A 26,505-nucleotide genomic window follows, 5' to 3' on the forward strand; every position below is an offset into this window, starting at 1 on the left:
GATTGCCTGCGGGATGGACTGAAGACTTCTTATGTAAAAGGCTGAACACTAAAGAAGCCCCCGGTTCATCACACTGATATAATGGGATACTGCTGCTGCTGCAAGCCTTCCTTCCGGTGCTTCCGCCATTTGCAGACCCTGCTTTTCCCATCTCAGCTTTTCCCGCTTAGCCGTAAGGAACTGCTGCTGCGCCATGCTTTTCAGCATGGCGCTTTTTATATCCTCCGGCCGCGCTTTAGCACGTGCGGCCAGGATATTGTCTTCTATTCCCAGCATAAAGAACAGGTGCCGATGCCTGATCCTTTTTAGATAAACAAGTGCACTTTCCTCCAGAATGAAAGTCTTTACGTCAGTAAAGAGAAGCAATAAGCTCTTTTTATTCTGGACAGTCTGCAAATATTGAAAGGCTCCGCTATAGTTGGATTCAGCAGCATCCGCCTGTATCGAATACAAAGCTTTCAGGATGAAGTTTAAGTGCTGCATCCCTTTTGCAGGCGGGACATAAGATTTAATGTCTTTGGAAAAAGCGAGGATGGAAACATAATCACCGTTTTTAAGCGCAGCCGCTGCCGTAGTCATCGCAGCTTCCAGCGCCTTTTCAAGCCTGTTGCCAGTTTCCAGCTCTGCAGCCATGATCCTGCCGCAGTCAATCATAATGGTGATATATTTTCCGTGCTCAGGCTCATGGACATTGGCCATGACCTCCTGGAGCTTGGCTGTCTGCCTCCAATTGATTTTCCGGGGATCATCGCCTGCTGTGTATGCCCGGATCTTTGAAAATTCCCCGGCTCCACTCTGCTGTCTCCTGATCTTTTCTCCTTCATACAGCAAATAGGATTGCGCATTTTCAAGATAGCGACGGGTTTCGGTCAAATCAGGAATCACTTTGACTTGGCTTTCCGCCTCTTTCACCATCTGCTTCTCCCATAGGCCGAGGAAGCTGCTGCAGCGGATATAGATCCTGTTCAGCTTATAATGCCCCCTTGTACCAGCCTTGGTTACGTATTGCACAGTGCCCCTCGTGTTTCCTGCAAGCTTGCGTTTAAGCGGAAAAGGCCTGGCAAAGGAGTCAGAAAGATCATCAATGATCTGAAACGTTAAAGGCTGCTGGGAGTGATTTTCTATTTCAATGCCAATTTCAGCAGGAACCCCTCTTTCCATTTCTTCCGGGACACTCCGTTTCAGCATGATCTGTGAACTCTTAGGCAATAGAGCCAGATCAGCAAAGGAAAGCAGCAGAAAACCGATATTGAGTCCTGCTGCCAGCTTCCACGGCACTCCCCAGAATGCTGCCGCCAACAGGGACAGAGAGAGAATTAGCATGCCGTTGAGGAGCCGTTTTCCAGGCAGTATGCCTCTATCTCGGAACAGGAACCGATCCCACAAGCTCATCGATTGTCTGGTCAACAGTCCTTCCCTCCAGTTCTGCATTTGGGGATAATTGGATCCTATGCCTTAATGCCGGCTTGGAAACCATCTTGATGTCATCAGGGGTTACATAATCGCGGCCAGCCAGATAGGCCCATGCTCTGCCGGCTTTTCCGATGGAGATGGCCGCCCTTGTACTGGCGCCGAATCTGATGGACTCTGCCTCCCGCGTCTTCCTGACAATCCTCATGATATAATCGAGGATATCATTGCTTAAAGCCACGCTCTCAATTTTTTTCCGTATGGACATAAAGTCATCGGGTGAAAGTGCCTGCATGATTGATCCGGCTTCCATCCGTCCTTCCAGCACAGACTGAAGCACAAGCTTTTCCTCATCAAATTCAGGAAAGCCTATGATCAGTTTGAAAAGGAAACGGTCCTGCTGTGCCTCAGGCAAGGGATATGTCCCTTCGAATTCTATCGGATTCTGGGTTGCCGCAACAAAAAATGCTTCTGGGAGCTGATAGGTTTCCCCCTGGATAGTAACTTGCTTTTCTTCCATCGCTTCTAAAAGCGCAGCCTGTGTCTTCGCAGGTGTCCTGTTGATTTCATCTGCGAGCAGGACATTCGTAAAAATCGGCCCTTTCAGCGTTTGGAAGGAGCTTTCCTTCATGTTATAAATCATGCTTCCGGTTATATCGCTCGGGAGCAGGTCCGGTGTGAACTGTATCCGGCTGAACTCACCGCCGAGAAGCCCGGCCAGCGTCTTGACCATCTGGGTCTTCCCGGTGCCCGGCACCCCTTCGATCAATACATGTCCCCCGGAGAGGATAGCGGCAAACAGCAGCCTCAGATTCAGTCCCTGTCCTTTTATCCGTTCCTCATACTGCTGCAGCAGTGATGATGTATCTTGTTTCATCTTTTCTCCACCTCTTTCCTTAAATCATCCAGTTGTACAGACCAGCGCAAATAATCTTTTTTATGCAATTTCTCTTCTTTTAATACAGAAGATATACCTTCAGTGAGTGACTTTACCTCTACTTCAGTCAAGGTAGACGCTTTGGCCAGGATGGATTCCCCGGCTTCCTCCCAGCTGCGGCTTGAAGGGATGCCCCATTTTTCCTGCAGCAGTTCTTTCGTATACTCCGCCTGGATCCTGAGCGAGTCCTGGTAGCGCCGCCCCCTTATGTGCCAGGCAGACAAAGCAGCAATCTTTTCATCGGTAAAACGGACAGTTTCCTCTCTCGGCCAGTCGACAGGGCCAAACCTTTTGCCTTTATAAAAAATCCATAAAAATGCGAGCAGGGCGCCCTGTACAAGAATAACGAGGAACCATTGCGGATAAGCCCCAGCCCCGGAAGCGGATTCCTGCCCATGCAAAAATTCATCTATGAATATATCCTGTGCACCTGCTTCGTCCATTAACGCCAGGATGAGCTCTAAATGGTTTTCTTCCAGAATCATTCCATTTGTGAGCCAGGTAGGGGAATTGACGGCAATCAGGCTTCCTTTGCCAATTGCCCTTTTGACTGCCAGCGTTCCCAGTTCATCGGAAAGCAAAATTTCATCTTCAGGCTCTTCTGTGATCCTGAACGGAGAGTATATGGCAGCACTGTGCATCCCGCCATCCTTATCTGCAACCTTTACGGCGCTCTCCGCCTCAGCGGCAAATTGCTCTGTTTTTATCCCAAACATCGGCGCAGGATTTTCCTTGAATAATAGAATGGTATGGCCATTCTCCAGGAATCTCTTATAAGCGGCCATCTCCTCCCGGTCAGGGACAGAACGCGGCTCTGCCATGACCAGAAGGATGGGCTCTTCAGGGTGTGGAAGCAGATCAGGATCCCTGCTCCATTTTCTGATGCTGGAGCTGTTTTGCTCCAAATATGTATACAGTCCCTTAATGCCTGTCGGCGAAGGGGATTTGGCAAGATAGGGAGGATAGCCGGCAGGCGCGTCTCCCGCCAGGAAGTAGCTGGCCATAATAAACAGCAGCAGCGGAAATAACCAGTAAAAAGCCTTCTTAATCAGCTGATTCCGCAATTTCCGATTCCCTCCCTTCCTGCAGGTTCGCACTATTGTCCATAAGCCTCAATGCTTCTTTCTTGTATTGCTGGAACTCACTCGGCTTTATGCTTTGCCCCCCGTAGGCAGCCCTGTCGAAAAGCGCTGACAGGGAAAAGAAAATCTCAGCCGTTTTGCTGTCTGTTTTTTTGAGTTCCTCATAATAATCCCAATTCGTTTTCCATATTTTTGCCTTCAGCCACCCATGTTCATTGAACCATAGCAAAAGGGCAAGGAATATGTGCCGTGCTCCCTTTGTCAGATCCCCGGCTTCCTCATGTTTTCCGGCTTCCTCAAGATGCTTCTTATAGGACCAGCTGATTTCAGAGGCCGTGTCGAGAGGCTGATGCTCCTGCAGGAACTTTTGCCTTTTGGCAGCCCTTGCAGCCGCAAACACGACTATACCAATGAATAGGACTCCCGCGAGAATCATGATGAAAGGAAAGGCGCCTGAAGAGCCGCTCGAAAATTCTATTTGCGGGAACAGCCCTTCAAGCCACGTGAAGAATTTTTCCCTCAGCTTCTCAAGAAAGCTTTCCTCCTGATTCTGGTAGACGGTATATTCCCTGTCTTCCAATATCTCAGATAGTTCTTTTCTTGCTTGCTTTGCATCCTTCATCGTCTGCACCTCTTGCCGATAGTCTCAACACTCATGCTACTGCACCCGGCTGTAGTCCTCTATCATGCTGTTAAGGTCATCGCCGCCCTGCCTTCCTTTCAGGTCAAAATACATGACAGAAAACCCGACATAATACAAACATGTTGTGACAAGGGTTGCCAGGTTCAGGATGATATCGAACAGGACGCTGCCTCCAAGGAGCAGGCCGGCCGTCATCTCGATCGCAAAAGATACTATCCCGATGATCAAAAACAGCAGGGCATAAATAAGGAGCATATGCCAGGAGCGCCCCTGGGTCAATGTCCAGCTTTCTGAGAAACCCGGCGCTTTCTTTTCCAGAACGGTATATCCAAAGTAAAAGCTCCACCTTGTCAGGAGGTAGCCTACTCCAACGGCAAAAGCGAGTAAAAACAGCCCGGCAAAAATGATGCCGATTACAGGATGGACCATGGACCCGAATATACCAGTGATTGATACGAATATAATCGGCAGGATAATGATGGCGAAGGTGATTATGCTAAAAAGGATGCTTGTTCCCAGAATTGGCCAAAAACGCCTGAAAGCCTTCTTGATCACCATTCCCGTGGTAAACTCCTTACCTTTTCTCACCTGGTCTACCGCTATAAGGACAGCCGCCCCGGCCACAGGGATCATCAAAGCTGACAGCAGGCCGGCAAAAACCAGTCCAAGATCGGCAAAAAGCGAACCCGGTGCGTAAACATCTGCTCCAGCGGTTCCTGTTTCAAAGCTTGAAGCAATTTGTTCAAACCACGTTCCCCCGGAATTAATGTCCCTGAAAAAGCTCTGTCCCGCGGCCAGGCTGAACAGTGCCTGGAGAAGATAAACCGGCCCTACCAGAATGAGAAAGATGGCCGTAAAGGAACCAAATCTGTTCCTGGCCAGGCTGAAGGTAAGGTCAAGGATCTGGCCGATGCCTTTTGGCTTGTTTAATTGTGAATTCATATTTCAGCCTCCTAAATGAATGGAGAGCGCCACGGATAAATATCCGAATTTCAGTGATGCGTCTCCCGGATGAAAAATTTGTCAATCTATTGTATTTTAACATTTTTCTTCCAGCAGCGGGGAGTAAAAGCGTAAAACCTGGCAGTTTCCCAATATAGCAGGATATTATGATAGGAGTTTGTGATAGAAGACGGTTGTGTGGAGGGTGCCGTCTTCCGAGCGGGCATAGCAGGGAATCATTCCTGATACTGTATAACCCAGGGAACGATAAAGCAGGTTGGAAGGATCTCCCTCCCTTGTATCGAGCACTATTAGGGAAATCCCGCCTTCCTCTGCCCTTTTCTCTGCAGACACCATCAGCCGGCGGCCTATCCCTTTGCGGCGGAAGTTTGTATGTGTCATCAGCTTGCCTATTTCAGCACGGTGGCTGCCGTTTTCTTTTGTGCAAAATTGAAGCTGGACAGCCCCAGCTATCGTTCCTTTCTCTTCTGCTATCAGTAGGGCAGTATCATTCAGCTGCAGTTCCTTCCAGTAGGAATATGCGGCTGCTTCATCCATCGGCGGCAAAAATCCAATCGACGCTCCGCTGTTGACTGCATCAGCCAGCAGCACGGACAGCTGTTTCAGTTCTTTTTCCCCTAAGCTCTTAAACTCACTGATTTTCATTTAAAATCCCCCTCTAAGTTAATTTTCAGATCGCACGTGATCATTTCAGCCATGGAAAAAGGGGCCCATTCATGGCCCCTTACTTTCGCCTTTTCCATTTTATTCGGTGTCCTCAGCTATTTTTCCTTTTTTCAAGTCATAATAAGCCTTCATAATGCCCTGGCCGATTTTTTTATTGATGCTGTTTTTATCAGAAGACACATAAGGCACAACGATCGAGAAGGCAACCTCAGGATCACTTGAAGGCGAATATCCCGCCAGTGTGAGATTATAGGTTGGTGTGTCTTTGTATAGCTTTTTCTCTTCCATACTATAATAAAACGACTGTGCTGTGCCGGTCTTTCCTGCCAGGTCATACTCCCGGTAAGGGCTCCCGCTGAAATAGCTTGCTGCAGTCCCGCCCTGTTCCTGGAATACCTTCTTGAAGCCGGCCTGAACCTGCTGGATTTCCCGCTCACTCATATCGATGCGGTTCAGTGTAATCGGCTCGAAGCCCTTATAGACAGGGCCCAGCTCTTTTGCCGGTGATGGTTCCCTGATTTCCCTGACAAGCTGGAGCTTCATGCGGTTGCCGTCATTGGCAATCGTCGATATATATTGTGCGAGCTGAAGGGCTGTATACGTATCATACTGTCCGATTGACAAGTCGAGCAGAAGCCCGGGCCTGTAATCGGTGCCCGGCAGGCCGCTGGATTCGTTCGGAAGGTCGATCCCCGTCTTGACACCAAGGCCGAACTGATTGAAATAATAGCGGAACTTTTCAAATGCTCCCGGATCATACGGCAGCTTCATCCCGGGGGTATATTCCTTGCCTAGCGCCCGGATCGCCGTTTTAAACATATAAACGTTCGATGATTTCTTCAGTGCCTCAATATCATTCGGCGAACCGAGCGATAGGCTGTATGATTTTTTCACTGGAGTTTCATACAGATTAAGAGGCTCATCCTTAAATCTGGTTCCGAGCTGCAGGACGCCCATTTCATAGCCGGCAAGGACAGTTGCCCCCTTGACGGCGGACCCGACTTCATACGATGAAGTGAAAGCCCCAAGTGCATAGTCATCCACCTTATAGCCGCCATTTTCGTATTTAAGTTTCTTTCCTGATATGGCCAGGACTTCACCTGTCCTTGGATTGGTCATGACAACGAAGGCACTGTCGAGAAATCTGCCGCCGCCGCTTGCTTTAGCAGCTTTCAGCTCACGTTCGATGACTTCCTCCACCTTCTCCTGCAGCTCAAGATCAATGGTCAGAATCAGATCCTTGCCGCTTTTTCCGGGAGAAATCACCTCTGCTTCTTTCACTTTGCCGCTTTTGTCCACTTTGTATTCTGTTTTCGTTTTTTCACCAGCTAGCACATCTTCATACTGATATTCGATCTGGCTTTTCCCGACCCGGTCATTCAGACTGTAGCCGCGCGAAGTGAAATATTCCAGCCGATCCTGAGGAAGGCCTTCATCGCTTGAACTGATATTCCCAAGGATCGAGCGGAATGTATCGCCGTTCGGATATTCACGCTTCCAGTCCGTGAAAACATCGACACCCGGCATGTCCTGAAGATGCTCACTCACAAGAGCGGCTTCTTTACTGGTTACATTTTCATTTTTGACGATCTGCGGTGTGAGCGCATAGCCTTTTGCCATTTCCCTGAAGATAGCGGCCACCTTTTTATCCTGAGGCGTCATTTCCGCAAGATGCTTTTCCGGAGTAATTCTCTTGAGCTGAAGCTTATAAAGGTCTTTAAATGTCAGCTTTTCATTTTCCAGCTCTTCCTCTGTCAGCAGTGCCTTTGCCTCTTCTTCATGTGTCAGGATCCAGAAATCCTTCAGATCTCTTTCTGTCAGCTTATCTGTGCTTATTTCAATATATTTGGCAAGCTCTGCTGCAACATCCTTGATATCCTCTTGCTTCGTGTTCTGGTCCTTAATATAGGAAATGGCATTCTGCCCGACATTGTCGACAATAAGCCGGCCATCCCTGTCAAAAATTTTCCCCCTTGGAACAGATTCTTTTATGACGAGGTTTTCGGTCCGGTTCAGCTCGTTCACGAAATCCTCACCTTTGACAATCTGGACCACGCCCAGCCGCACAATCAGCAGGCTGAAGCATACGAAAACAAAGAAAAAAAGCAGGTTGAGCCGGAATGGCAGCTTATTTTTTAACTTTTTTTTCTCTTTTTCCACTTCCACTTTTAAGACCCCCTTTTATTTTTTGAATTGAAAAGGCCTGGATACAGACATGTCAGCCATATCGCCCTCTGCCTGTACAATCAAAAAGAACTCACTCCCGCCTTCAAGGATGCGGACTGGGTTAGCCATCGACACTTCAAGCCTCCCGTCAGCAGAAGGGATGAAATAAATTTCGTCCTCAATCGACCCTTCCGCTATTTCAATATTTTCAGCCGGTCCGAACACAACGCCAGCACTTGCGGAAGACTTCAGTGTAATCGTATACCGGCGGCCGGGATTGAGATTTTCAAGCGAAATTCCGCCGGTGAATCTCTGTGTACTGTCCATTGAAATGGAAGCCTTCCCTTTACCTTTTTCCATAGGAACAGCCGTGTCCCCTTCCTGTTTTATGGAAATTACCGGTGAATTCTTTACAATTGATTTTATCCTCGCAGTATTGTTTGAATCCGATGGGGCAAAGCGGATGGTATAGGTGTCTATGACGACTTGCATCTTTCCGCCTTCTTCTGCAGCCGTTTTTATATTATTCAAGAATTCTTCCTGATTTTCAAAAGTGATCCAGCTTTCCCTTGTGTCTCCCTTAAAACGCGGCAGTAAAGCGGCAGAACCTGCATCAGGCTTAAAGTAGAATTGTCCTTCAAGGAAACCGCCAGAGCTGCCGAACCCTTGGACCGTACCGCTTATAAGCTTTTCTCCCGTGAATTCTGCATACACTGTCTGGAAAGCTCCATGCCTGCCTTCACTCTCAAGCTGCGATAAACCCATTCCCGCAACCATATCGCCCGCCACAGCTTCCTCAGGGTCAAAAATGTTTCGTCCATCGTCGATTGGGACGATTTCTTTAACTGTTTCCTGCTGTTTTAAACTCTGTCCTTCTGTCTGAAGGAGGCCCAGCTGATATCCGGCAAAGCCGCCCGCAGACAGAAAAAATACACCTGCTGTGAGCCATGCGGCAGCCCTGGGGATAAAGGTTGAGTAACGTGCCGCTTTCTTTTCCTTCGCTGCCGCAATCTTTTGCCTGATCAGCCTTTTATCTTTCTCTGTAAAAACCGGGTCATTAGAAATATAGGAATCAAATTGCCGCTTCAAATCTTCCAGCCTGTCATCCACTGAATTCATTCCCTTCTTCTTCAGAATAAAAGACTTTCAACTTATCCCGGCCCCTTCTGATCCTCGTTTTAACCGTTTCAATATGAAGATCCAGAATCTCGGCAATCTCAGGCATTGAAAATTCCTTCACATAGTACAGAAGGATGCTCTCCCTGTATTTGACCGGCAGCCCCAAAATATTTTCCATCAGGCGTTCCTGTCCATCTTTTTCAACCAGCTCATCCTCAGCCGATTTCTCCCTTCTGTCAAACCAGAATAGTTTGTCAGTAAGCTGGAGATGGAGGTAATGCCAGCTTCTTAGATGATCTTTGCATTTATTTGCGGCAATCCTGTAAATCCATGTCTTAAAAGACGATTCACCTTTAAAGTTTTCCAGATTCATATAAACACTCAGGAACACTTCCTGTAGCACATCTTCGGTCTGTGACCAGCTTTTCGTATATGTATAAATAAACCGCTTCAATTTCTCGCCATACAAATCCATGGCATATTCTATGGCTTCTTCCTTTGCAAGCTTCTGCCAATCTTTGTCTCTGTCAGGGTTCAATCGCTCCCCTCCTAGCTGCTCAAAAAGCCGTTTGTTATATAGACGCAACACAGATGTAAAAAGGGTCAAAAAACAGGGAAATTTTTCTGAAGATCATATAATTTCTGGCTGAACTCTGCCGAATTGGGGATTACTGCCTTAATTTGGATGTGATGAGACATATCCTTATTGTGGTGAAGGAGGGATTCTACATAGAAATTTAGTTTTTATGCCTGAATTTTTAGTTTTTATACCTGGAATGTGAAGGATTCTACCTAGAATTCCTTTTATTCAACCCAGAATCAGAGATAATTTTTCCATTTAGCAAATATTACCAATACACAAAAAAAAGAGCCGGAATCCATCCAGCTCTTCTCATTATTTAAACCAGCCCTTTTCACGGGAACGTGTGATGGCTTCAATTCGATTCTGTACTTCAAGTTTCTCCATGATTGCGGACACATAATTCCGCACTGTCCCGGTTTTAATGGACAGCTCTGCTGCAATTTCGTTTGTGTTCTTGCCGTCTGCGACCAGTTCAAGCACTGCTTTTTCCCTTTCGGTCAGCGGATTTTCTTCGGCATACATATCGTCCATCAGCTCAGGAGCGTAAATGCGGCGGCCTGCCATGACACTGCGGATGCTGCCTGCCAGCTCTTCGCTCGGGCTGTCTTTCAGCAGGTAGCCGCTCACGCCGGCTTTGATGGCTGACTGGAAATAGCCTGTTCTGGCGAAGGTCGTCAGAATAATGACCTTGCATATGCCCTTCAGCTCTTCTGCTGCCTCAAGGCCGGTCTTCAGCGGCATCTCAATATCCATGATGCAGACATCCGGCTTATGTTTATGAACAAGGGATACAGCTTCGGCGCCGTTTCCCGCCTTGCCGACAACCTCCATATCATCTTCAAGGCTCAGCAGCGAACCAAGTGCACCGAGCATCATACGCTGATCTTCTGCTATGACGATCCGTATCATTGCAGCTCCTCCTTTTGTTTAATTTTCACAACATTCGGCACCCGGACAATCAGTGTAGTTCCCTCGTCCTGGTACACCTCCATGGTGCCATTGACAAATTCAGCACGCTCCCTTATTCCGAGCAGGCCGCTTCCTTTGCCAATGTCCCGGTCAGGGTCCATTCCTACGCCATTGTCCCTCACTGTGACTGCGGTTTCGTCATCGGCCTGCGTGATTTCCACGATGACTTCACTGGCATTGGAGTGCTTCACCACATTATTCACTGCCTCCTTCAGGCACATGCTGAGGATGTTTTCCACAAATAGTGAGACATTGACAAGCTGCCGCTCCTGTTTAAGCACAAATGAAATTCCTGCCGCGTCTAGTATTTGTTCTATCAGGACTACCTCTTCCTTCAGCCGGATCCCCCTCATCTGGGAGACCATCTTCCTGACCTCATTCAGGGCGGTCCTGGCTGTCTGCTGTACATCCTTCAGCTCAGAACGGGCCTGCTCAGGATCTTTATAGACGAGTTTATCCGCCAGATCACTCTTAAGGCCGATCAGTGAAAGCTTCTGGCCGAGCGTATCATGCAGATCCCTGGCTATCCGCTGCCTCTCTTCCATTTTTACGAGCTCTGAGATCCGTTTATTGGCATCTTCCAGCTGCGACTCCAGCCTGCCCCGCATGTTGCGGTTCTTGATGCTGAATGGCAGGAGGATGACACTGAGCCAGCTGATAATAATGAATGGAATCTGCTTCAGAAATAAAGGATCCTGCAATACAAATTGATAGTTAATCGCTGCAGAAGCGCCGACCAGGTGAAGGATATAAAGAACGGCAAAAGCGGCCTTTCCAGTAATATTGCCGATAAAATAAGCAATGAAAAACGAAAAATACACATAGCCGAATAGTGTAGTCATTGCAGATGAAATCCCGATCAGCACGACTGCCCAGATATAGACTGTCCATCCCCTCGAAAGGAATGCCAGCCGGAAACATAAATAAAAGATGACAGTTAAAATGATGCCGGCAACGATTTCCGCTGTTGATGAAGACTGGAAAATGAAATAGAAAGGCAGTATCGTCAAAATCGCCCAAATATATGGGGATATCCCGGTGCTGCTGTTAAAGACAAGCAATTTTTTCTTCATTATACAACTCCAATATCTTTGTATCCCTATTTTACATAAAAATGTCTTTTCAAAAGGGTCTTTTCTTAAACTTTGTTGTTTTCTAATAAAAAAAATTTACAGATATCACCCTGCTTACCATGAAATATCATGATAGGAAAAGAGCTGCTCTCTTTTTTCAAAGAGAAAGTTTTTGTATGAAGGGAAAAAATCCGGCTCTTGGATTTTTTCAAAAAGCAACAATCTATACGAAAACAGTCTTTCAAAAAAGGACAGAGCCATGATTTCCGGGCTCCGTCCTTTGAATAGGCTTTTTAAACTGAAACACTTTTCTTCTTCTGTGCTTTCAGCAGGTGATGGATATCCCTGAAAGTAACAAAGCTGCGGCTCTGTTCATCCCATAATCGGTATTTCAGCGACTTCAAACTGGTTGATAGTGTGATCGTCTGGACATTCTTGAGCAACGGCTCCTTATTATGGGCATCCTCCAGATAATAGTTCGGAACCCTTGGGCTGAGATGATGGACATGGTGGAAGCCGATATTGCCGGTCAGCCACTGCAGGAGTTTCGGAAGCTTATAAAAGGAGCTTCCATCAACAGCTGCCCTGACAAATTCCCATTCTTTATCGTATTCGAAATAAGTATCCTCGAATTGGTGCTGCACATAAAACAGCCAGATGCCAAGCGCACCGGAAATATAGAAAATCGGTCCCTGGATCAGAAGGAAGGCCTTCCAGCCTACCAGCCAGCACATAAGCGCAATTACCAGGACAATCAGAATGTTTGTGACATAAGTGTTCATTTTTTCCTTAGGCCGTGCTTCCTTTCGGTTGAAGCGCTGGGCAATGAGGAACTCATAAATCGGTCCGAGGCCGAACATCACAAGCGGATTGCGGTAAGCCCGATACTGCATGCGCTGCCAGAAGCTGGCGTCCATGTATTCATCAACCGTCATGACCCATATGTCACCGGTTCCCCTTTTATTAAGGTTGCCGCTGGTTGCATGGTGGACAGAATGGCTGTGCCTCCACTGATGGAAAGGAAAGAGTGTCATCACTCCAGTGATCAGGCCAAGCACTTCATTCGCCTTCTTGCTTTTGAAAAAAGAGTTATGGCAGCAGTCATGGAAAATGATGAAGATCCGCACCAGGAATCCTGCATTCACAACAGTCAGAATCAAGGTGATCAGATAGGATATTTGCATGGTTTCATAGGCCAGATACCAAATGAGAAAGAATGGCACCAGCGTGTTTATTAGTTGGATGATACTGCTCTTTGTATCTGCTTTTTCGTAAGGAGAGATATTTTTCCTCGATAATTTGCCAGGTTTTGACGTTTTTTTATCCATACAGTTAATCCTCCTCGTACTTGCTAATTCCATTATGTAATATAGAGAGAGGTGATGTAAGACATACATGTCATATCATGGACATGATAAACGTCATGGTTGGGTTTAGAACCTTAATTAGTCTCCAAAATACAAAAAAGTTTTTCGACCTGGTTATGCAGTTATAACCGGGCTGTTGATTTGCATTCCAGGCATTTCGCTTTACGGGGGCATCAGCAATTTCCCGCAGTGAGCGTACTTGAAACGAAGGTCATCAGGGTTTATTTAACTTTTACAAAATCTTTAAGTAAATTCTTAGATAAACCATTAAAAAAAGAGCACGGAAAATTCTCTCCGTACCCTCTTTTTACATGTAATAAGATTTTAATTTCAGCCCTTCCCTGCCTGGAACCCCGGATATTGCGTCATTCCTCCGTCAGCGAAGAGTGTGAGCCCGGTGACATAGCTTGCTTCTTTTGATGCCAGCCAGACGGCACAGGCTGCGATTTCTTCAGGCTTTCCGATATACCCCATAGGAATGAGCTCCAGAACGCCTTTTTCCAGTTCAGGATCCGAGAATTTTTCTGCATTGATCGGTGTGTCGATGGCCCCGGGTGCAATGCAGTTGACCCGTATTCCTTTAGGGGCGAATTCAAGCGCGAGTGTCTCGGTCATCAGCTTTACGCCGCCCTTGCTGGCAGCATAGTGGACGAAATGTGGCCAGGGAATACGCTGGTGCACGGATGACATATTGATAATAGAACCTTTTATTTCGTTCTCCAGCATATAATTAATTGCCTCTCTGGAGCCAAGGAACTGACCCGTCAGGTTTGTGTTGATGACTTTATTCCAATCGTTTAATGAAAGTTCCTGTGATGGGACTTCATTTTCAATCCCTGCATTATTGACCATAACATCAAGAGAACCAAAGGTATGCACTGCATGTTCAATAATTCGCTTAATATCTTCCTCACTGCCGACATCACCCTGGATGCTGGTAGCCTTTCCTCCCGCGTTTTCAATCTTCTTAATGATTTCATCAATATTATCATCACTGCTGTGGTAATTAATGACGACATTCGATTTTTCTGCTCCGAATCTTTCGGCCATTGCCCGGCCAAGTCCTGAGTTTCCTCCTGTTATCACAACTGTTTTTCCTTCAAGGTCTTTATACATATCCATTCTCCTTTGCTTATCCTTTTGTAAACCCAATCAGCACGCCGCCTGCAATGATGAGCAGGCATCCTGTGATGATAAGGATGGTTTGCTTTTTGGACGTTTTCTCGCCGAGAAGGAAAATTCCTCCGAGGGTAGAGATGACAATTCCGGTCTGGGAAAGCGAGAAGCTTGTCGCCACCCCGATTTTCGGAAGCGACAGCAGCAGCGTCAGATTTCCGGTTGCCCAGATCAGCCCCGTCACTAGATTACGAAGGGCATATTTATTGAACGGCTTATTTTTAATTGTCAAGGCCGTTCCGCCAATGACCATACCGAGCGCCTGCGGAAGGAGGGCAGACCATCCGTCGATTTCTAGCCAGTTGATGATGACAACATATCCGACAAAACCGACAGTCGATATGAGCAGGGTGACAAATCCTTTTTTTAAACTCTTTGATTCGTCATTCCCTTCCTTCTGTCCCCAGGAAGTCATGACTGCTCCGCCGATGATCAGGACAAGGGCGATGATCCCGAGTGTGATCTGAAGCCCTGTTGACCATTCATTGAAAACAACAATCCCGAAAAAGCTTGTCCCGATAAGCTGAAGGCCGGTCGATAGCGGAGTAGTCTTTGCGACTCCAAGATATTTCACGGCCCCAAACTGATTTTTTTGTCCCAGGGACCAAAGTGCCCCCGAAGCAAGCCCGGCTCCCCATACCAGCGGCGAAAGTTCTGGTCTGACAATGAGAAATACCGCTCCTGCGAAAATAAGTGCGCCGATGGTCGTCCCAAGGGTCTGGCTATTGTCATCCCCTCCAAGTTTATTGCTGACCAAGATAATGCTGCCCCAGCACGCTGCTGTTATGACAGCCAGTAGAATTCCTGACATGTATGCGGTCCCCTTTCTCGCTGAAAAAAATCAAGATGCTGATATTAGCTTTTCCCTGATTGAGCAGGAATTGAAACCTTGAGTTAAAAAGCACATGAACAGGAAGATTTTTGCATCAGGAAGATTCGGGAATTGGACTAATCTTTGCAGGCATATGATAAAAGATCAGTCTGGGAAGGTGAGCGAAATGAGAGCAGATAGCCGGTTTATCTTCTTTGTAATAGAAGCGTCTTCCATCAGAAAATTCCTTGCTTTGGAAATGGGTTTTGGTACGGCCTTCTATTATGGGGCAAAGGTCATTTTCGCCAATGAGATTGCATCAGTTTGTACCAGTATTGTGGCTGTGGAGGCTCTGAAAAAAGGGCTGAAGCAGCTTGAGAGGAAATAAAAAAATACAGTTGAAGCGTGCATGGAAAGGTTAATAATTTGCAGGTCAGAAAGACTCTATAGTTTAAAATATTATTATGAGATGATACAGCTTGCCATCACATCAGCATCAATAAAATAAGGCCCGGCACAATGCCAGGGCCTTCTATTCCATATTTCCGGCATCATTCTTCACATTGCGGCTGATTGCCTCAGGGGGGGAAAATCATCCTGCAGATAATGCGGGCTGCTTCCAGTGTATTGAGCGGCGAAGAGCTGTGCTCCTCTTTATCGGGCCCATTTTCTGCCAAGATAAGGGCAGACCATGCGGCAGTGTCAAGATCTATGTCCTTCCAGGTCAATCCTTTTTGCCTCGCCAGTTCTAAACCCTGCACGATCTGCATATGTATATTTCTCCGAGCCTCCTGTAAAATACCGGCCAATTCAGAATCCTTGGGCAGCAGTTCAGGCAGAACACGATGGATGCCGACAGCCTCAAGCCTTTTATAGTGCTCATCCAGCAGACGGGCAAGCAGTAGAACCGGGTCTTCACTGAGCCAGTCGGGCTCCGGAACCATTAGAAAATCAATTTTATCCTGCAGCAGTGCCATAAGCAGCTGGCGTTTATCAGAGAAATAGCGGTAAAAGGTGCCTGTGGCCACGTCGGCTGCGGCTGCTATGTCTTTTGCTGTTGTTAATTCGTAGCCTTTTTCTATGAATAGCCGCCGCCCGCTTTCCAGCAGCGCCTTCCGCTTCTGCAGCGCTCTTTCCTGTTTAGGCAGGGATGGGAATTCACCCGGAAACGGGCCGGCATTTTTATCCGCCATACGCTCACCTCCTAACTCATCATATCATATAAAGAACATCATAGAGAGCTAAAATCGGGAGATGGAAAAACCTGAACTGAAGTTCACCTTATTGATTGACAGTGGTTTCTTATGGTGCAATAATGAATTTAATTTCAGTAGGATAGTCCTTACGTCATAGTTTTTACTGGTTGAAAAATTTAACGATAAGGGGTCGCGAAGATGGCAAAAGAGGGAGATACAATCAGATTTAAAAGACATGATCTTTCCATAACCGGAACAGTCGTGAAGGTCAAAGAAGAAAGCGTTCTTGTCCAGATCAGCGATGAAGATGCAATGCTGTTAAAAATTGATACTCCAATCACGGTCGTATCGCATAAAAATTACAAGATTGTCTGAATACACGATATGTATAATGGCGGCTTAAGATATTAATAGAAGAAAGCTGCTGAGGATAATTGCTTTTGTGTGAAAAATACGCAGGATTTCAGCGATAAAGGTAGAATTGAATTATATGTTTATCCATTCTGCCGATTTATCAAAATTTATACCTGGGAGGATTCTGGCATGGAAATCAGCAAAGACTCAAAGAAATTAGCGGTAGATTCACCTGTTTTGCTAAAAGGCATTGTTAAGGCAATATACAAAGATACAGTCCATATCCAGATCGGCGGCAAAATCATTGCTCTGCCGGCTTCCAATATGCCCGCCGCTTCCTCTTAACCTGCAGCCTGAAGAAGGCTGTTTGTAAAAGGAGCCGGCATGCCGGCTCCTTTCGGATTCACTTATTCAGAAATTTTTTCAGCATAGCGGAAATCCGGATTGTTGAGAGGGCTGAATCGGATTCCTTTCATATACTCTTTCACGACAGCATTTTGAGAAGAAAAGTAGATTGGGATGATCGGCATTTCATCCATCAGGACAGCTTCAGCCTGATGCAGCAGATCAAATCTCTTTGCTTCATCCTGCTCAATCAGCGACTGGTCGAGCAGCTCATCAAATTCAGGATTGGACCAGTTTGTAAAGTTGCTGGAACTGCCTGAGCTGTATAGATCCAGAACAGGGTACGGATCCAGGAAGTCCCCTACCCAGCCCATACGCGCAGCCTGGAAGTTTTTCTGCTTGAAAGTATCTATGAATGTTTTCCATTCCTGGTTCTCAAGCTTCACTTCCACACCAAGGTTAACCTTGAACATCTCCTGCAGAGCTTCAGCAATCTTTTTATGATTGCCTTCTGAATTATACTTCAGGGTGACAGCAGGAAGCTCCTTCCAGCCTTCTTCCTTCATTCCCTCTGCCAGCATTTTTTTTGCTCCGTCAGCATCAAAAGAGTAGTAAGGATCCTTTTCATCCCGGAAGTCCTTTCCAGACGGCCCTTCTACACCAAATCCCACATAGCCGTATGCAGGCTCTTCTCCGCCTTTCGAAATGTTTTTTGTGATGGCCTCACGGTCGATTGCCATGCTGAAGGCTTTCCGGATTTTACTGTTATTGAAAGGCTCTTCATTTACATTGAATGTATAGGTATAGACACTGAATTGCGGCGAGTTGATAAACTCCTTGCCTCCCTTTTCCATATCTATCGCATCGGCTGCAAGATTCTTAATCAAATCAATATCGCCGGATTTATACATCTGATACTCTGTGTTGGCATCAGCCACCATTTTAAAATTTACGGCGTCCATCGTAATGTCTTCGCTGTTCCAGTAATTGCTGTTCTTTTTCAGGGTAAGAAGATTATTGTGTTCCCATTCCCCGAGTGTATAAGCGCCATTGGTAACGATTGTTTCCGGCCCTGCCGCCCAGTTTTCGTTTGCTTCGACTGTTTTCTGATTCACCGGCATGAAGCCCTGGCCCATCAGAACTTTCGGGAAAAACTTGATCGGTGTGTTCAGCTCGACCTTCAGGGTACTGTCGTCCACTGCGGTAATTCCTACATCTTCCACAGCGCCATTTTTCCTGTTATATTTTTCAGCCCCTTTTATGTAAAAAAAGCTGGATGGATCATAGGCGCCTGTTTCGGGATTCAGAACCCTTTTCCATGCAAACTCGAAATCCTTTGCTGTCAGCGGATCTCCATTGGACCATTTCTGCCCGTCCCTGATTGTAAAGGTGTATACTTTACCGTCTTCTGAAACATCAATCTTGCTTGCTGCCCCTTCTACAGCATTTCCGTCTTTATCATAGCGGTACAAGCCTTCATAAAGATTATCGATCACCCAGAAGGAAGTTGTATCAGATGCAAAAGCAGGATCAAGAGTATAGGGCTCCCCTCCAAGATTGGCATTTAATACTTGTTCAACATCATTTTCTCCGGTTGGTGAAGCAGCTTCATCATTGCTGCATCCTGTCAGTGCAGCAAGGGCAAACAGCAGGATGGCAAGCGTTACAAGCGATAATTTTTTCATGTCATGATTCCTCCTTTAATTCAATGCTTTAAAGCGATTTAACTCATTAAAATACTAAGAATTATAACTGCAATCTCCCCGCCCTCTCTTGCTTATTCCGAAAATGTTCTTTACTTCTTTAACCTACTAAAAGTCCTCCCAGCAAAGACAGGCTGAGAGGACTTTGTTCTCCGCTTATCTTTCCGGTATACCCGGTGGAATTGGCACAGTGTCCACAGACCTGCTGCCGAAGCTTCATTGGGCCAGTCCCTCCGCCTCTCTGGATAAGTGATATAAGATTTTAGCTGGCTGAAATAAAAAATCCCCTTCTGCAGATAGAAGAGGACAGTATGTATGAACAAGATCCCTTCTTATCTGCCAGGCTTCTGCCTGATGGAATTGGCACAGTGTTCAAATGAACCTGCTGCCGAGACTTCTTCGGGCCATACCCCTCCGTCTCTCTGGATAAGAAATTATAGATATATAATTTTTTTCGGTGCACTAAGAATAACCAATTTAGAAAATTTCGTCAACAAAAAAGATAAAAGTCTAACTTTTCTATCTTCTTAGGCAACTTAAATACTATGGGGTTTTCAGTTTACTGCCTTATAATTCCTTACTCAAATGCAAACACTATCTGCATACTGATTGAAGGAGTATACCATGAAAATGAAAACACCCCTTACATCGGCAGAAATCGCAATGCTCTGGACCACTTATATGAATGACAGCATGTCAAAATGTGTTCTTGGCTATATGATTACTCATGCCTCAGAAGCTGAAATTAGCACAGCCCTCCAATTTGCCATTGATCTTTCGACCAGCCATCTGCAATACCTGGAACCTCTTTTCAAGGAGGAAAAAATGGCTGTCCCCAATGGCTTCAGCGGCGGCGATGTCAATCTGGATGCTCCCAGGCTGTTTTCTGACACCTTCTGCCTGGCATATATCAATCATATGGCAAAAGCAGGAATGCTTGCTTACAGCGGCATGCTAGCTATGTGTGCCAGAAATGATATAAGGAAATTCTATACCGAAGGATTGGCAGAAACAGCCTCGCTCTACAATAAGACAACAAACCTGATGCTTGAAAAAGGGATTTACATAAGAGCTCCTTATATCTCTTATCCGCATGAAACGGATTATGTGGATACAAAGAAATATTTAAGCGGCATCAATCCCTTTGCGACTAAAAGGCCTTTAAACGCGGTGGAAATTTCTCATTTGACTGTGAATATACAGACAAATTCCATCGGACTGCAGATTGCTGCAGCTTTTGCACAAACAGCGCGGCTGAAAGAAGTTCAGGAATTTATGCTTAGAGGAAAAGAAATTTCCCAAAAGCATGTCGGCATTTTTACGAAGATCCTCCTGGAAAGCAATATACAGGCCGTGGGCTCACCTAATATAGCCGTGTACGATACAACGATGCAGATATTTTCCGATAAGCTGATGATGTTTCATATGTCTCTGTTAAGTGCAACCGGGTCCGGAAATTATGCTACAGCAGGTGTTGCAAGCCAGCGTACTGATGTAGCTGCCAGCTACCAGCGGCTTGCCGTTGAGATTGCACTATATGCTAAAAGCGGAGCAGACATTATGATCAAGCACGGCTGGCTGGAGCAGCCTCCCGGAACGACAGACCGTGATGCATTAGCCAAAAAAGGAACCCCCTGACCCCATCTTTAAAAGCTGGGGTTTGTGCTGTTCTATTTTCGTTTCCTTCCATGACTGAATACAAACAGATAAAAACAGCAGATAAACAATTAAGGAACCTGGACAAAATATACCCAAGACTCCAGCTGGGAGAAAGTTTTAAGACTGAAAAAGGGACATCAGGCAAATCTAAAAAGGATACCACTAAGAGGAGGGCCTCTCATGACACAGTCTAAAAAGCAGGAAGAAAGACAGTGGCGGCAAAGAAAAGAAACTCAGCATCCGCATGGTAAGGTTAAATCATTTGATCAGCTGGCTGATGAACCCGGCAAAGGCGGACGCTCCTGAGAGAAAGGGTCCGGGACATAGTCCCGGGCCTTTATTTAGACACTACATTTCCTTGCTGGCGGTAAAGTTGCTAATAAACTGGGAAAGATGCTAGTAAAATCGAAAAGTTGCTGGTTCAAGTTGCTAATAAACTGAAAAAGTTGCTAATAAATCCCAAAACTTGCTAATAACGCCCTTTCTCTTGATAGCCTGTGCTGAAACTGGCTATCGGCAGGAAACCTGATCTATACCTGCTGCCATTCCCCCCGCCTTTCATAAATCCAGACAAGCATTTCAGCATTCAAGCTGAACAATTCCTTATCTCTTGAAAAATAAGCCATAAAGATCAGCTGGATGCAGTGCAACCCGGTCAGTCAGCCCCTCTACCTTGGCTATTTTTAACCTGTACTGGCTTTCAACAGCAGAAATTCTGTTCATTGATTCCACTTCCCTAAGCGTTTTCTCAAATATATACAAAAAAAGCTCATGCTTTTCCTGCAAAAAAACAGGAATTTTGTACAATTCCCCCGCAGGCAAGGATATGCGAGTATAATAAGGATGGCAGTTTGCAACGCTGTCTTATATAGGTCATTTTTGGGGGATCACATTTGATTACTTTGCTAAAAACGCTTTTAATAAATATGACGATACTGTTCTCATTTACCTTTAATGCAAATTTATTTTTTCCATTCCAGCTGAAGGAGCTTCTTTCCTTTAAGCATAAGCTTACCTACGGGCTGATCGGCTCTCTGGGAGCAGTCTTTTGCATGCTGTATCCTATTGAGACGCTTGGTGAAACACACTTTGATTTCCGGATGATCGCTATACTGATTATTTCGCTCTATGCCGGGCCTATTCCCGGCCTGATCGTTGTCCTTGTCGTCTCGCTGATCAGGATGGCGATTGGCGGACCATTTGTGCTGACCGGCATTGTGGTTTCTCTCCTAGCCATGCTGATCGGACTCGCCTTTCGGAAGAAATACATCGAAACTTCGTATAAATTGCTTGTAAGTTCTGCAGCTTTTGCTGTTTATGCGTTCCTATACATCCTGGTCATTTATTTTAATATCAGGTTTTTGGATGCATCGTTTTATCTTATGTATTTTTCAGCCTTTTATATTACTTTTGGCAGTATGATACTGATTATCGAAAGACTCATTAAGACAAATAAGCAGATAGAAGAGGTTGTATATCTGGACAAGCTGACGATGGTTGGACAGATGGCCGCTGCCATTGCCCATGAAATACGGAATCCGCTTACCACCGTCAGGGGATTCATCCAGTATTTAAGCGAAAAAACTACAGATGATCAGGTTAAATCCTTTTCCCCTCTCATATTAGAGGAATTGGACAGAACCAACAAAATCATTACCGATTATTTAAAAATCGCCAAACCTGAACAATTCAATCTGACTGTCATGAATTTGGAAAAAGTGATCAGGGATAGTGTAGACCTGCTCCGTCCGCTGGCGAATTATATAAATACAGCGATACTATTTGAGGAAGATGGACATCATTTTGTCCGCGGTGATGAGCACCATCTGAAGCAGGCAATCATGAATGTAATAAAAAATGCCATTGAATCGACAGAGAAGGACGGTCTTATTAAAATCACCATCCAGCCTAATCAGCTCGCAAATATAGTGTCCCTTAAGGTTTCTGACAATGGAATCGGGATGACAGACGAACAGCTTAGAAAGATAGGCCTTCCTTTTTACACAACAAAGTCTAAAGGAACAGGGCTTGGGAGTATGGTGACGAATAAGATCATCAGGGAAATGGATGGAAGGATAGAATATGAAAGCGAAGTGGACAAGGGTACTACTGTCACTATCACACTGCCGCTGCAATTGATTCCAGAACAAGCTGCACAGTGTGTCCAATAAGCTACATATGCTGCTGAATAATAACGTGTATAGTAAAGAGAAGCCAGAATTGGGAGATTTATGATGCTTAATAATTTATACGAACCGAATTTCATCTCTTTTTGTCAAACAGCCACCCCTCTTGAAATGGTCACAAGGCTTACAGGAGGAAAAGTGCGCGGACTGGAAAACCTGGCACTCAGGTCCCTGAACAGCCGGAGACAGCTGCCAAAGGAAGTCGTCAATGTCCTGCTTGTTTATTTTTATGACTCATATGCCCATCAGGTATACGACCGGAACAGCCTGGCGCGGCTGTATGATTACTGGGCGACAAAGCGTGTCCGCTCCTTTGCGGATGCCCGCGAATTGACAGGAGTGGATATCAGAACAATCCTTAATAAATAGAAACAGCCTTATCAGAGGCTGTTTTTTTGCATTTTCGCACTTTTTCTCCAACCCGGCTTCATTAAAAAGCTGCTTCTGAACATGCTATAAACAGGCCATTTTTATTATTTATTTTGACTGTGTTAAACATTGCCGTTGATTTGGGCCCATTTAGCCCTGCATCCTTAGGAAACATTAACAGAGCCTTTATTAAAAGAAGGGATTGAAGAGCGATGAGACGAAGTGCCTCAGACAGAAAAATATTATGGTTCATTTCTCTTATTTCAATCATCACCCTCTTTGTCACCCTCAGGAAACCGCCCATCAAAGATTGGCTTCTGGCATTCCTATTCAATGCGTACACAAATGGAATCATTGATAAATATGTTGTCAGCAAGAAGTTTGTTTCCTATCCTGTCCGATTTTTGCCAAAGCTGAGTGATATCAATATACTATTCGACTACCTTTTTTATCCGACCGCCTCCCTTCTTGCCAACCAGATGACAAGCAGGGACAAAGGGGCGCTTCTTTTCATTAAAATGATGGTCATTACTTTTATCATGTTCCGGATAGAATCTTGGGCTGAGCGCAGAACAAGACTTGTCAAATGGCAGAAAGGATGGACGGGATATCATTCATTTGGCTCACTTACGATCAAGTCGCTCCTGAACAGGTATATCATAGAAATTATTCGAAAGATCGACCATAATCAGCAGAAAGAGTTTACGAATAAAATCAGGCAATGATTTTCCAAACTTTTTCCTTAGAAGGGTTTCATACTTGTCCAGACGGGTAATATTTAAGTGTATTGAAAATCTTAGGAGGAGTTGAATCAGCGATGTCAATGATCGAAAACCCATTCAAGGCAGAAACTGATGCAGCCGCCATTCGGTCAGGTGAAGTTGAGCCCAAAAAAATGGTTATCAGCCTAACAGGAAGCAGTTCTGTCGTCCCTCCTTCTACAAAAGGAACAGCGCCCGAATTTGATATTTTCGGGACAGGATTGAATGATTACCGCTAATACATTATTTGCTCCCCCCAGCCTTCAATTAGAAGGCTTTTTTTTGTGCTTTTTGACCAAAAAATAATAGATAATAAAATCATTATGTAAACAAATAGCTGCTGCCTATCCCTCTCTTCCCTGTTTAAGCCCTTTCCATTCTCCGCAGCATTTACATTGCCAGTGGCATAATTTTACAAATAAAATGGATGGCCGCTATTTAGCCATCCGTTTCTCCACTCTATTTCAGCCAAGATCCCTGTTTCGATAGCCGGTAAAACCCGCAAGCGCCGAAACAGCAGCTGCACCTATCAGCAAAAGCAAAGGTCCCAAATTAAATTCTTCTGCAGGCAGGGACGGAACATATCCAAATGGCGACAGCTTCTCAAGCCACTCGGGAAATTGAAGCAAGCTTCCTAAATATACAATAACAAAAGAATAGCCAAGTATGATCCATATAAGCCCTGTCAGCTTTGGGAGGTATCCCAGCAGAAAGACCGCGGCGCCTGCCATCAGCCAGACAGCAGGCAAATATACAACTCCGGCACCCAGCATCCTTCCATATGGAATCGGATCCTCCATAACGGACACAGCCGCCAGCCAAAGCCCAAAAATAGCAAGAATCTGCATCATTACGCTAGAAATCAGGGATAGGCAGAAATAGCTTCCCGCCAGCCTCAGGTGTGAAATTGGTTTTGACAGCAGAATATCGATTCTGCCGTTTTTCTCCTCGCTCTTAAGCCTTAAAAAGAAGATCAGCGGCGGGATACAAGTGATCATTGAAATGACGGACATCAGCATGGACATAAATTGCTCTGTCAGTGATATACCGCTGGAAGGGTCAATCATATTCTTGAGCAATTCATTTTGGGTAAAAAAAGACTCCAGATCTCCAAATACAGATCCATAGGAAACCCCAAGAATAAACATACCTGCTGCCCATGAAATAATGGCAGTCCGCTGCAGCCGGAAAGCCATTGCAAATGGGCTGGATAGCAGCGGAGAGGCATTTTTCTTCCCCGGTCTTGATGGCAGAAGCCCGGAATCAATATCGCGTTTCAGATTGAAATAAAATGCAGCTGCTGTTATCAGGACGCCCGCTATGACTGTAAGGATGACAGGGAACCAAAAGTCATTTACGTATACTTCAGTGAACACTACCCAGCCGAGCGGCGAAAACCAGGAAAGGCTGCCTCCGCTTATATCCCCTATAGCGCGGATCAAGTAGGCGAAGCCCAGAACAGCAAGGGACAAGCCGGCTGTTCCCCTTGTATTATCTGAAAGCTGGGCGAACAAAGCAGTGACTCCTGCAAAAAAGATGCCTGCTGCACCGATTGCAGCTCCATATAGCATTGAACCTTCAAGCCCCATCCCCTCGATTTGCAGGCTGTAAAGTCCTAAACCGGTGACAATGGCCAAAACAATATTCACAGCAAATAAAACAAGGACTGCTGCTGTAAGATTGGCCATTCTGCCGACAGGCAATGAACGGATCAGCTCAATCCTTCCCTCTTCTTCATCATTGCGTGTATGCCTCGCCATCAGGAGGATGCTCATAATGGCTGCAGCGATGCTTGTGAACAGGAGCATCTGATGGGCCATCATCGGGCCGGCAGTATAGTTCTCCAGCCCAAAGCCCGGTCCTACCATCGCAGTCATAGCCGGATTCTTCATCGTTTCTGCAATGGCCTTGCGTTCTGCATCTGTCTTGTATAAATCAGTAAAAGCTGAAGCAGTCGCTACGGTCAGCCCTGCAAGCGCTAAAACCCAGACGGCTGCCCTAACCCTGTCCCTCCTGAGCAGGAATTTGATTAAAAGCCCGGTCCTGCTGAATAGTCCCTTTACCATTCAGTTCCCCTCCTGCTTCGGTGCAGCTTTATAATGGCGCATGAACAATTCCTCTAACGTCGGCGGCATGCTTTCAAGCTTAGAAATGCCAAACTGGCTGATATATTGAAGAATTGCACCGAGTTCTTCAGCATCTGCCTTCAGTGAAATACTTCCTCCATCGGCCTTAAGTTCATGAACCCCTTTCAGGCTGTCAAGACCGGGTACGACATTGCTGGTGTGAAAAATCAAATGTGTGCGGGTCAGGTGGCGGAGCTTGGCAAGTGAACCCGTTTCAATGATTTCTCCCTGTCTTATGATGCCGACCCGGTCGCACAGCTTTTCCACCTCAGAAAGAATATGGCTTGATAAAAGAATGCTTTTCCCCTGATTTTTTGCTTCAATAACGCATTCCTGAAAGACGATTTCCATCAATGGGTCAAGTCCTGAAGTCGGTTCATCCAGGATAAACAGCTCTGCGTCTGAAGAAAAGGCTGACACAAGAGCGACTTTTTGGCGATTGCCTTTTGAATAGGTCCTGCTTTTTTTGGAAGGATCCAGGTTGAATTTTTCCAGCAATTCCTTTGTCCGTTTTTTATCGCGAGCTCCCCTTAGCCTGGCAAATAAGTCTATTACCTCTCCCCCTGTAAGATTTGGCCATAAATTGACATCTCCAGGTACATAGGCAATCTTTTTATGAATATCGACAGCATCTTTCCAGGCATCCCTTCCAAACAGTCTTGCTTCCCCAGAGGTTGCCTTCAGGATACCAAGCAATATTTTAATCGTGGTGGACTTCCCGGCTCCGTTCGGTCCAATGAAGCCGTAAACTTCCCCCTCATTCACATCAATATTGATCTCATTCAAGGCTGTAAACTTCCCAAACCTTTTTACAAGGCTGTTTGTTTCTATAATTGCCATT

27 protein-coding genes and 2 riboswitches are annotated in these 26,505 nt (G+C 45.7%); of the genes, 9 read left to right on the forward strand and 18 right to left on the reverse strand.

Annotated elements, in window-relative coordinates; translation table 11 throughout:
- Positions 1-48 precede the first annotated feature (48 nt).
- The 14 genes from CYJ37_RS03430 to CYJ37_RS03495 form a co-directional block, all read right to left on the reverse strand.
- The gene (locus CYJ37_RS03430; protein ID WP_101548417.1) at positions 49-1,323 is read right to left on the reverse strand and encodes a DUF58 domain-containing protein; all 1,275 of its coding nucleotides are present in this window, start codon (positions 1,321-1,323) and stop codon (positions 49-51) included.
- 34 nt (positions 1,324-1,357) lie between these two features.
- Positions 1,358-2,287 carry an AAA family ATPase gene (locus tag CYJ37_RS03435; RefSeq protein WP_101547849.1) on the reverse strand — a complete coding sequence of 310 codons (930 nt, stop codon included), beginning with the start codon at positions 2,285-2,287 and terminating at the stop codon, positions 1,358-1,360.
- Complete coding sequence (locus CYJ37_RS03440) at positions 2,284-3,411, reverse strand: DUF4350 domain-containing protein (RefSeq protein ID WP_101547850.1); 1,128 nt, start codon at positions 3,409-3,411, stop codon at positions 2,284-2,286. The genes CYJ37_RS03435 and CYJ37_RS03440 overlap by 4 nt, the downstream gene beginning before the upstream one ends.
- Positions 3,392-4,051: a DUF4129 domain-containing protein gene (locus tag CYJ37_RS03445; RefSeq protein ID WP_101547851.1), complete on the reverse strand. Its 660-nt coding sequence runs from the start codon at positions 4,049-4,051 to the stop codon at positions 3,392-3,394. Before CYJ37_RS03445 ends, CYJ37_RS03440 begins: the two co-directional genes overlap by 20 nt.
- A gap of 36 nt (positions 4,052-4,087) precedes the next feature.
- Complete coding sequence (locus CYJ37_RS03450; protein ID WP_101547852.1) at positions 4,088-5,014, reverse strand: hypothetical protein; 927 nt, start codon at positions 5,012-5,014, stop codon at positions 4,088-4,090.
- A 165-nt stretch (positions 5,015-5,179) separates the two neighbouring features.
- Positions 5,180-5,680 (reverse strand): GNAT family N-acetyltransferase, encoded by a 501-nt coding sequence (locus CYJ37_RS03455; protein ID WP_101547853.1) that lies wholly within the window; start codon positions 5,678-5,680, stop codon positions 5,180-5,182.
- Positions 5,681-5,779: 99 nt separating this feature from the next.
- Positions 5,780-7,867: a peptidoglycan D,D-transpeptidase FtsI family protein gene (locus CYJ37_RS03460; RefSeq protein ID WP_101547854.1), complete on the reverse strand. Its 2,088-nt coding sequence runs from the start codon at positions 7,865-7,867 to the stop codon at positions 5,780-5,782.
- Positions 7,868-7,882: 15 nt separating this feature from the next.
- The gene (locus tag CYJ37_RS03465; RefSeq protein WP_101547855.1) at positions 7,883-8,986 is read right to left on the reverse strand and encodes a hypothetical protein; all 1,104 of its coding nucleotides are present in this window, start codon (positions 8,984-8,986) and stop codon (positions 7,883-7,885) included.
- Complete coding sequence (locus CYJ37_RS03470) at positions 8,970-9,524, reverse strand: sigma-70 family RNA polymerase sigma factor (protein ID WP_101547856.1); 555 nt, start codon at positions 9,522-9,524, stop codon at positions 8,970-8,972. The genes CYJ37_RS03465 and CYJ37_RS03470 overlap by 17 nt, the downstream gene beginning before the upstream one ends.
- Positions 9,525-9,881: 357 nt before the next feature.
- Entirely contained in the window at positions 9,882-10,478 is a 597-nt protein-coding gene (locus CYJ37_RS03475; protein WP_101547857.1) for a response regulator transcription factor, read from the reverse strand.
- Complete coding sequence (locus CYJ37_RS03480; protein ID WP_101547858.1) at positions 10,475-11,611, reverse strand: sensor histidine kinase; 1,137 nt, start codon at positions 11,609-11,611, stop codon at positions 10,475-10,477. Before CYJ37_RS03480 ends, CYJ37_RS03475 begins: the two co-directional genes overlap by 4 nt.
- A 293-nt stretch (positions 11,612-11,904) precedes the next feature.
- The gene (locus CYJ37_RS03485) at positions 11,905-12,939 is read right to left on the reverse strand and encodes a fatty acid desaturase (protein ID WP_101547859.1); all 1,035 of its coding nucleotides are present in this window, start codon (positions 12,937-12,939) and stop codon (positions 11,905-11,907) included.
- 369 nt (positions 12,940-13,308) lie between these two features.
- Complete coding sequence (locus CYJ37_RS03490) at positions 13,309-14,094, reverse strand: glucose-1-dehydrogenase (RefSeq protein ID WP_101547860.1); 786 nt, start codon at positions 14,092-14,094, stop codon at positions 13,309-13,311.
- A 16-nt stretch (positions 14,095-14,110) separates the two neighbouring features.
- Entirely contained in the window at positions 14,111-14,965 is an 855-nt protein-coding gene (locus CYJ37_RS03495) for a GRP family sugar transporter (protein ID WP_101547861.1), read from the reverse strand.
- A 187-nt stretch (positions 14,966-15,152) separates the two neighbouring features.
- Between CYJ37_RS03495 and CYJ37_RS03500 the strand changes: the two genes are divergently transcribed.
- Positions 15,153-15,353, forward strand: coding sequence for a hypothetical protein (locus CYJ37_RS03500; protein ID WP_180827232.1), 201 nt, complete (start codon positions 15,153-15,155; stop codon positions 15,351-15,353).
- A 190-nt stretch (positions 15,354-15,543) separates the two neighbouring features.
- On the opposite strand, the gene CYJ37_RS03505 is transcribed toward CYJ37_RS03500, so the two are convergent.
- Positions 15,544-16,158, reverse strand: a complete 615-nt coding sequence (locus CYJ37_RS03505) for a TetR/AcrR family transcriptional regulator (protein ID WP_101547863.1) — start codon at positions 16,156-16,158, stop codon at positions 15,544-15,546.
- Between the two features lie 201 nt (positions 16,159-16,359).
- On the opposite strand from CYJ37_RS03505, the gene CYJ37_RS03510 reads away from it, so the two are divergent.
- Positions 16,360-16,536, forward strand: coding sequence for a DUF2187 family protein (locus CYJ37_RS03510; protein ID WP_101547864.1), 177 nt, complete (start codon positions 16,360-16,362; stop codon positions 16,534-16,536).
- Positions 16,537-16,704: 168 nt separating this feature from the next.
- Positions 16,705-16,860, forward strand: coding sequence for a hypothetical protein (locus CYJ37_RS27020; protein ID WP_009793575.1), 156 nt, complete (start codon positions 16,705-16,707; stop codon positions 16,858-16,860).
- A gap of 62 nt (positions 16,861-16,922) precedes the next feature.
- Here CYJ37_RS27020 and CYJ37_RS03520 read toward each other — a convergent pair whose 3' ends face one another.
- Entirely contained in the window at positions 16,923-18,545 is a 1,623-nt protein-coding gene (locus CYJ37_RS03520; protein ID WP_101547866.1) for a peptide ABC transporter substrate-binding protein, read from the reverse strand.
- A gap of 171 nt (positions 18,546-18,716) precedes the next feature.
- Positions 18,717-18,815: riboswitch (SAM riboswitch) on the reverse strand.
- A gap of 77 nt (positions 18,816-18,892) precedes the next feature.
- A riboswitch (SAM riboswitch) is annotated at positions 18,893-18,996 on the reverse strand.
- 191 nt (positions 18,997-19,187) lie between these two features.
- On the opposite strand from CYJ37_RS03520, the gene CYJ37_RS03525 reads away from it, so the two are divergent.
- The 6 genes from CYJ37_RS03525 (at position 19,188) to CYJ37_RS03550 (ending at position 23,777) form a co-directional block, all read left to right on the forward strand.
- A complete protein-coding gene (locus CYJ37_RS03525; protein WP_101547867.1) occupies positions 19,188-20,201 on the forward strand; it encodes a DUF3231 family protein in 1,014 nt (337 codons plus the stop codon).
- Positions 20,202-20,402: 201 nt separating this feature from the next.
- Positions 20,403-20,528 (forward strand): DUF6254 family protein, encoded by a 126-nt coding sequence (locus tag CYJ37_RS27510; protein WP_009793569.1) that lies wholly within the window; start codon positions 20,403-20,405, stop codon positions 20,526-20,528.
- 587 nt (positions 20,529-21,115) lie between these two features.
- Complete coding sequence (locus CYJ37_RS03535) at positions 21,116-22,393, forward strand: ATP-binding protein (RefSeq protein ID WP_101547869.1); 1,278 nt, start codon at positions 21,116-21,118, stop codon at positions 22,391-22,393.
- 60 nt (positions 22,394-22,453) lie between these two features.
- Positions 22,454-22,777, forward strand: coding sequence for a hypothetical protein (locus CYJ37_RS03540; RefSeq protein WP_180827233.1), 324 nt, complete (start codon positions 22,454-22,456; stop codon positions 22,775-22,777).
- A 212-nt stretch (positions 22,778-22,989) separates the two neighbouring features.
- On the forward strand, positions 22,990-23,502 hold the full coding sequence (locus tag CYJ37_RS03545; RefSeq protein WP_257964160.1) for a CBO0543 family protein: 513 nt from the start codon (positions 22,990-22,992) through the stop codon (positions 23,500-23,502).
- Between the two features lie 92 nt (positions 23,503-23,594).
- Positions 23,595-23,777 carry a hypothetical protein gene (locus tag CYJ37_RS03550; RefSeq protein WP_101547871.1) on the forward strand — a complete coding sequence of 61 codons (183 nt, stop codon included), beginning with the start codon at positions 23,595-23,597 and terminating at the stop codon, positions 23,775-23,777.
- A 225-nt stretch (positions 23,778-24,002) separates the two neighbouring features.
- On the opposite strand, the gene CYJ37_RS03555 is transcribed toward CYJ37_RS03550, so the two are convergent.
- Entirely contained in the window at positions 24,003-25,604 is a 1,602-nt protein-coding gene (locus CYJ37_RS03555; RefSeq protein ID WP_101547872.1) for an ABC transporter permease, read from the reverse strand.
- Positions 25,605-26,504 carry an ABC transporter ATP-binding protein gene (locus CYJ37_RS03560; RefSeq protein ID WP_101547873.1) on the reverse strand — a complete coding sequence of 300 codons (900 nt, stop codon included), beginning with the start codon at positions 26,502-26,504 and terminating at the stop codon, positions 25,605-25,607.
- Between the last annotated feature and the right edge of the window lies 1 nt (position 26,505).

The organism is Bacillus sp. UMB0728 (genome assembly GCF_002858875.1).
GTDB classification, from domain to species: domain Bacteria; phylum Bacillota; class Bacilli; order Bacillales; family Cytobacillaceae; genus Bacillus_AB; species Bacillus_AB infantis.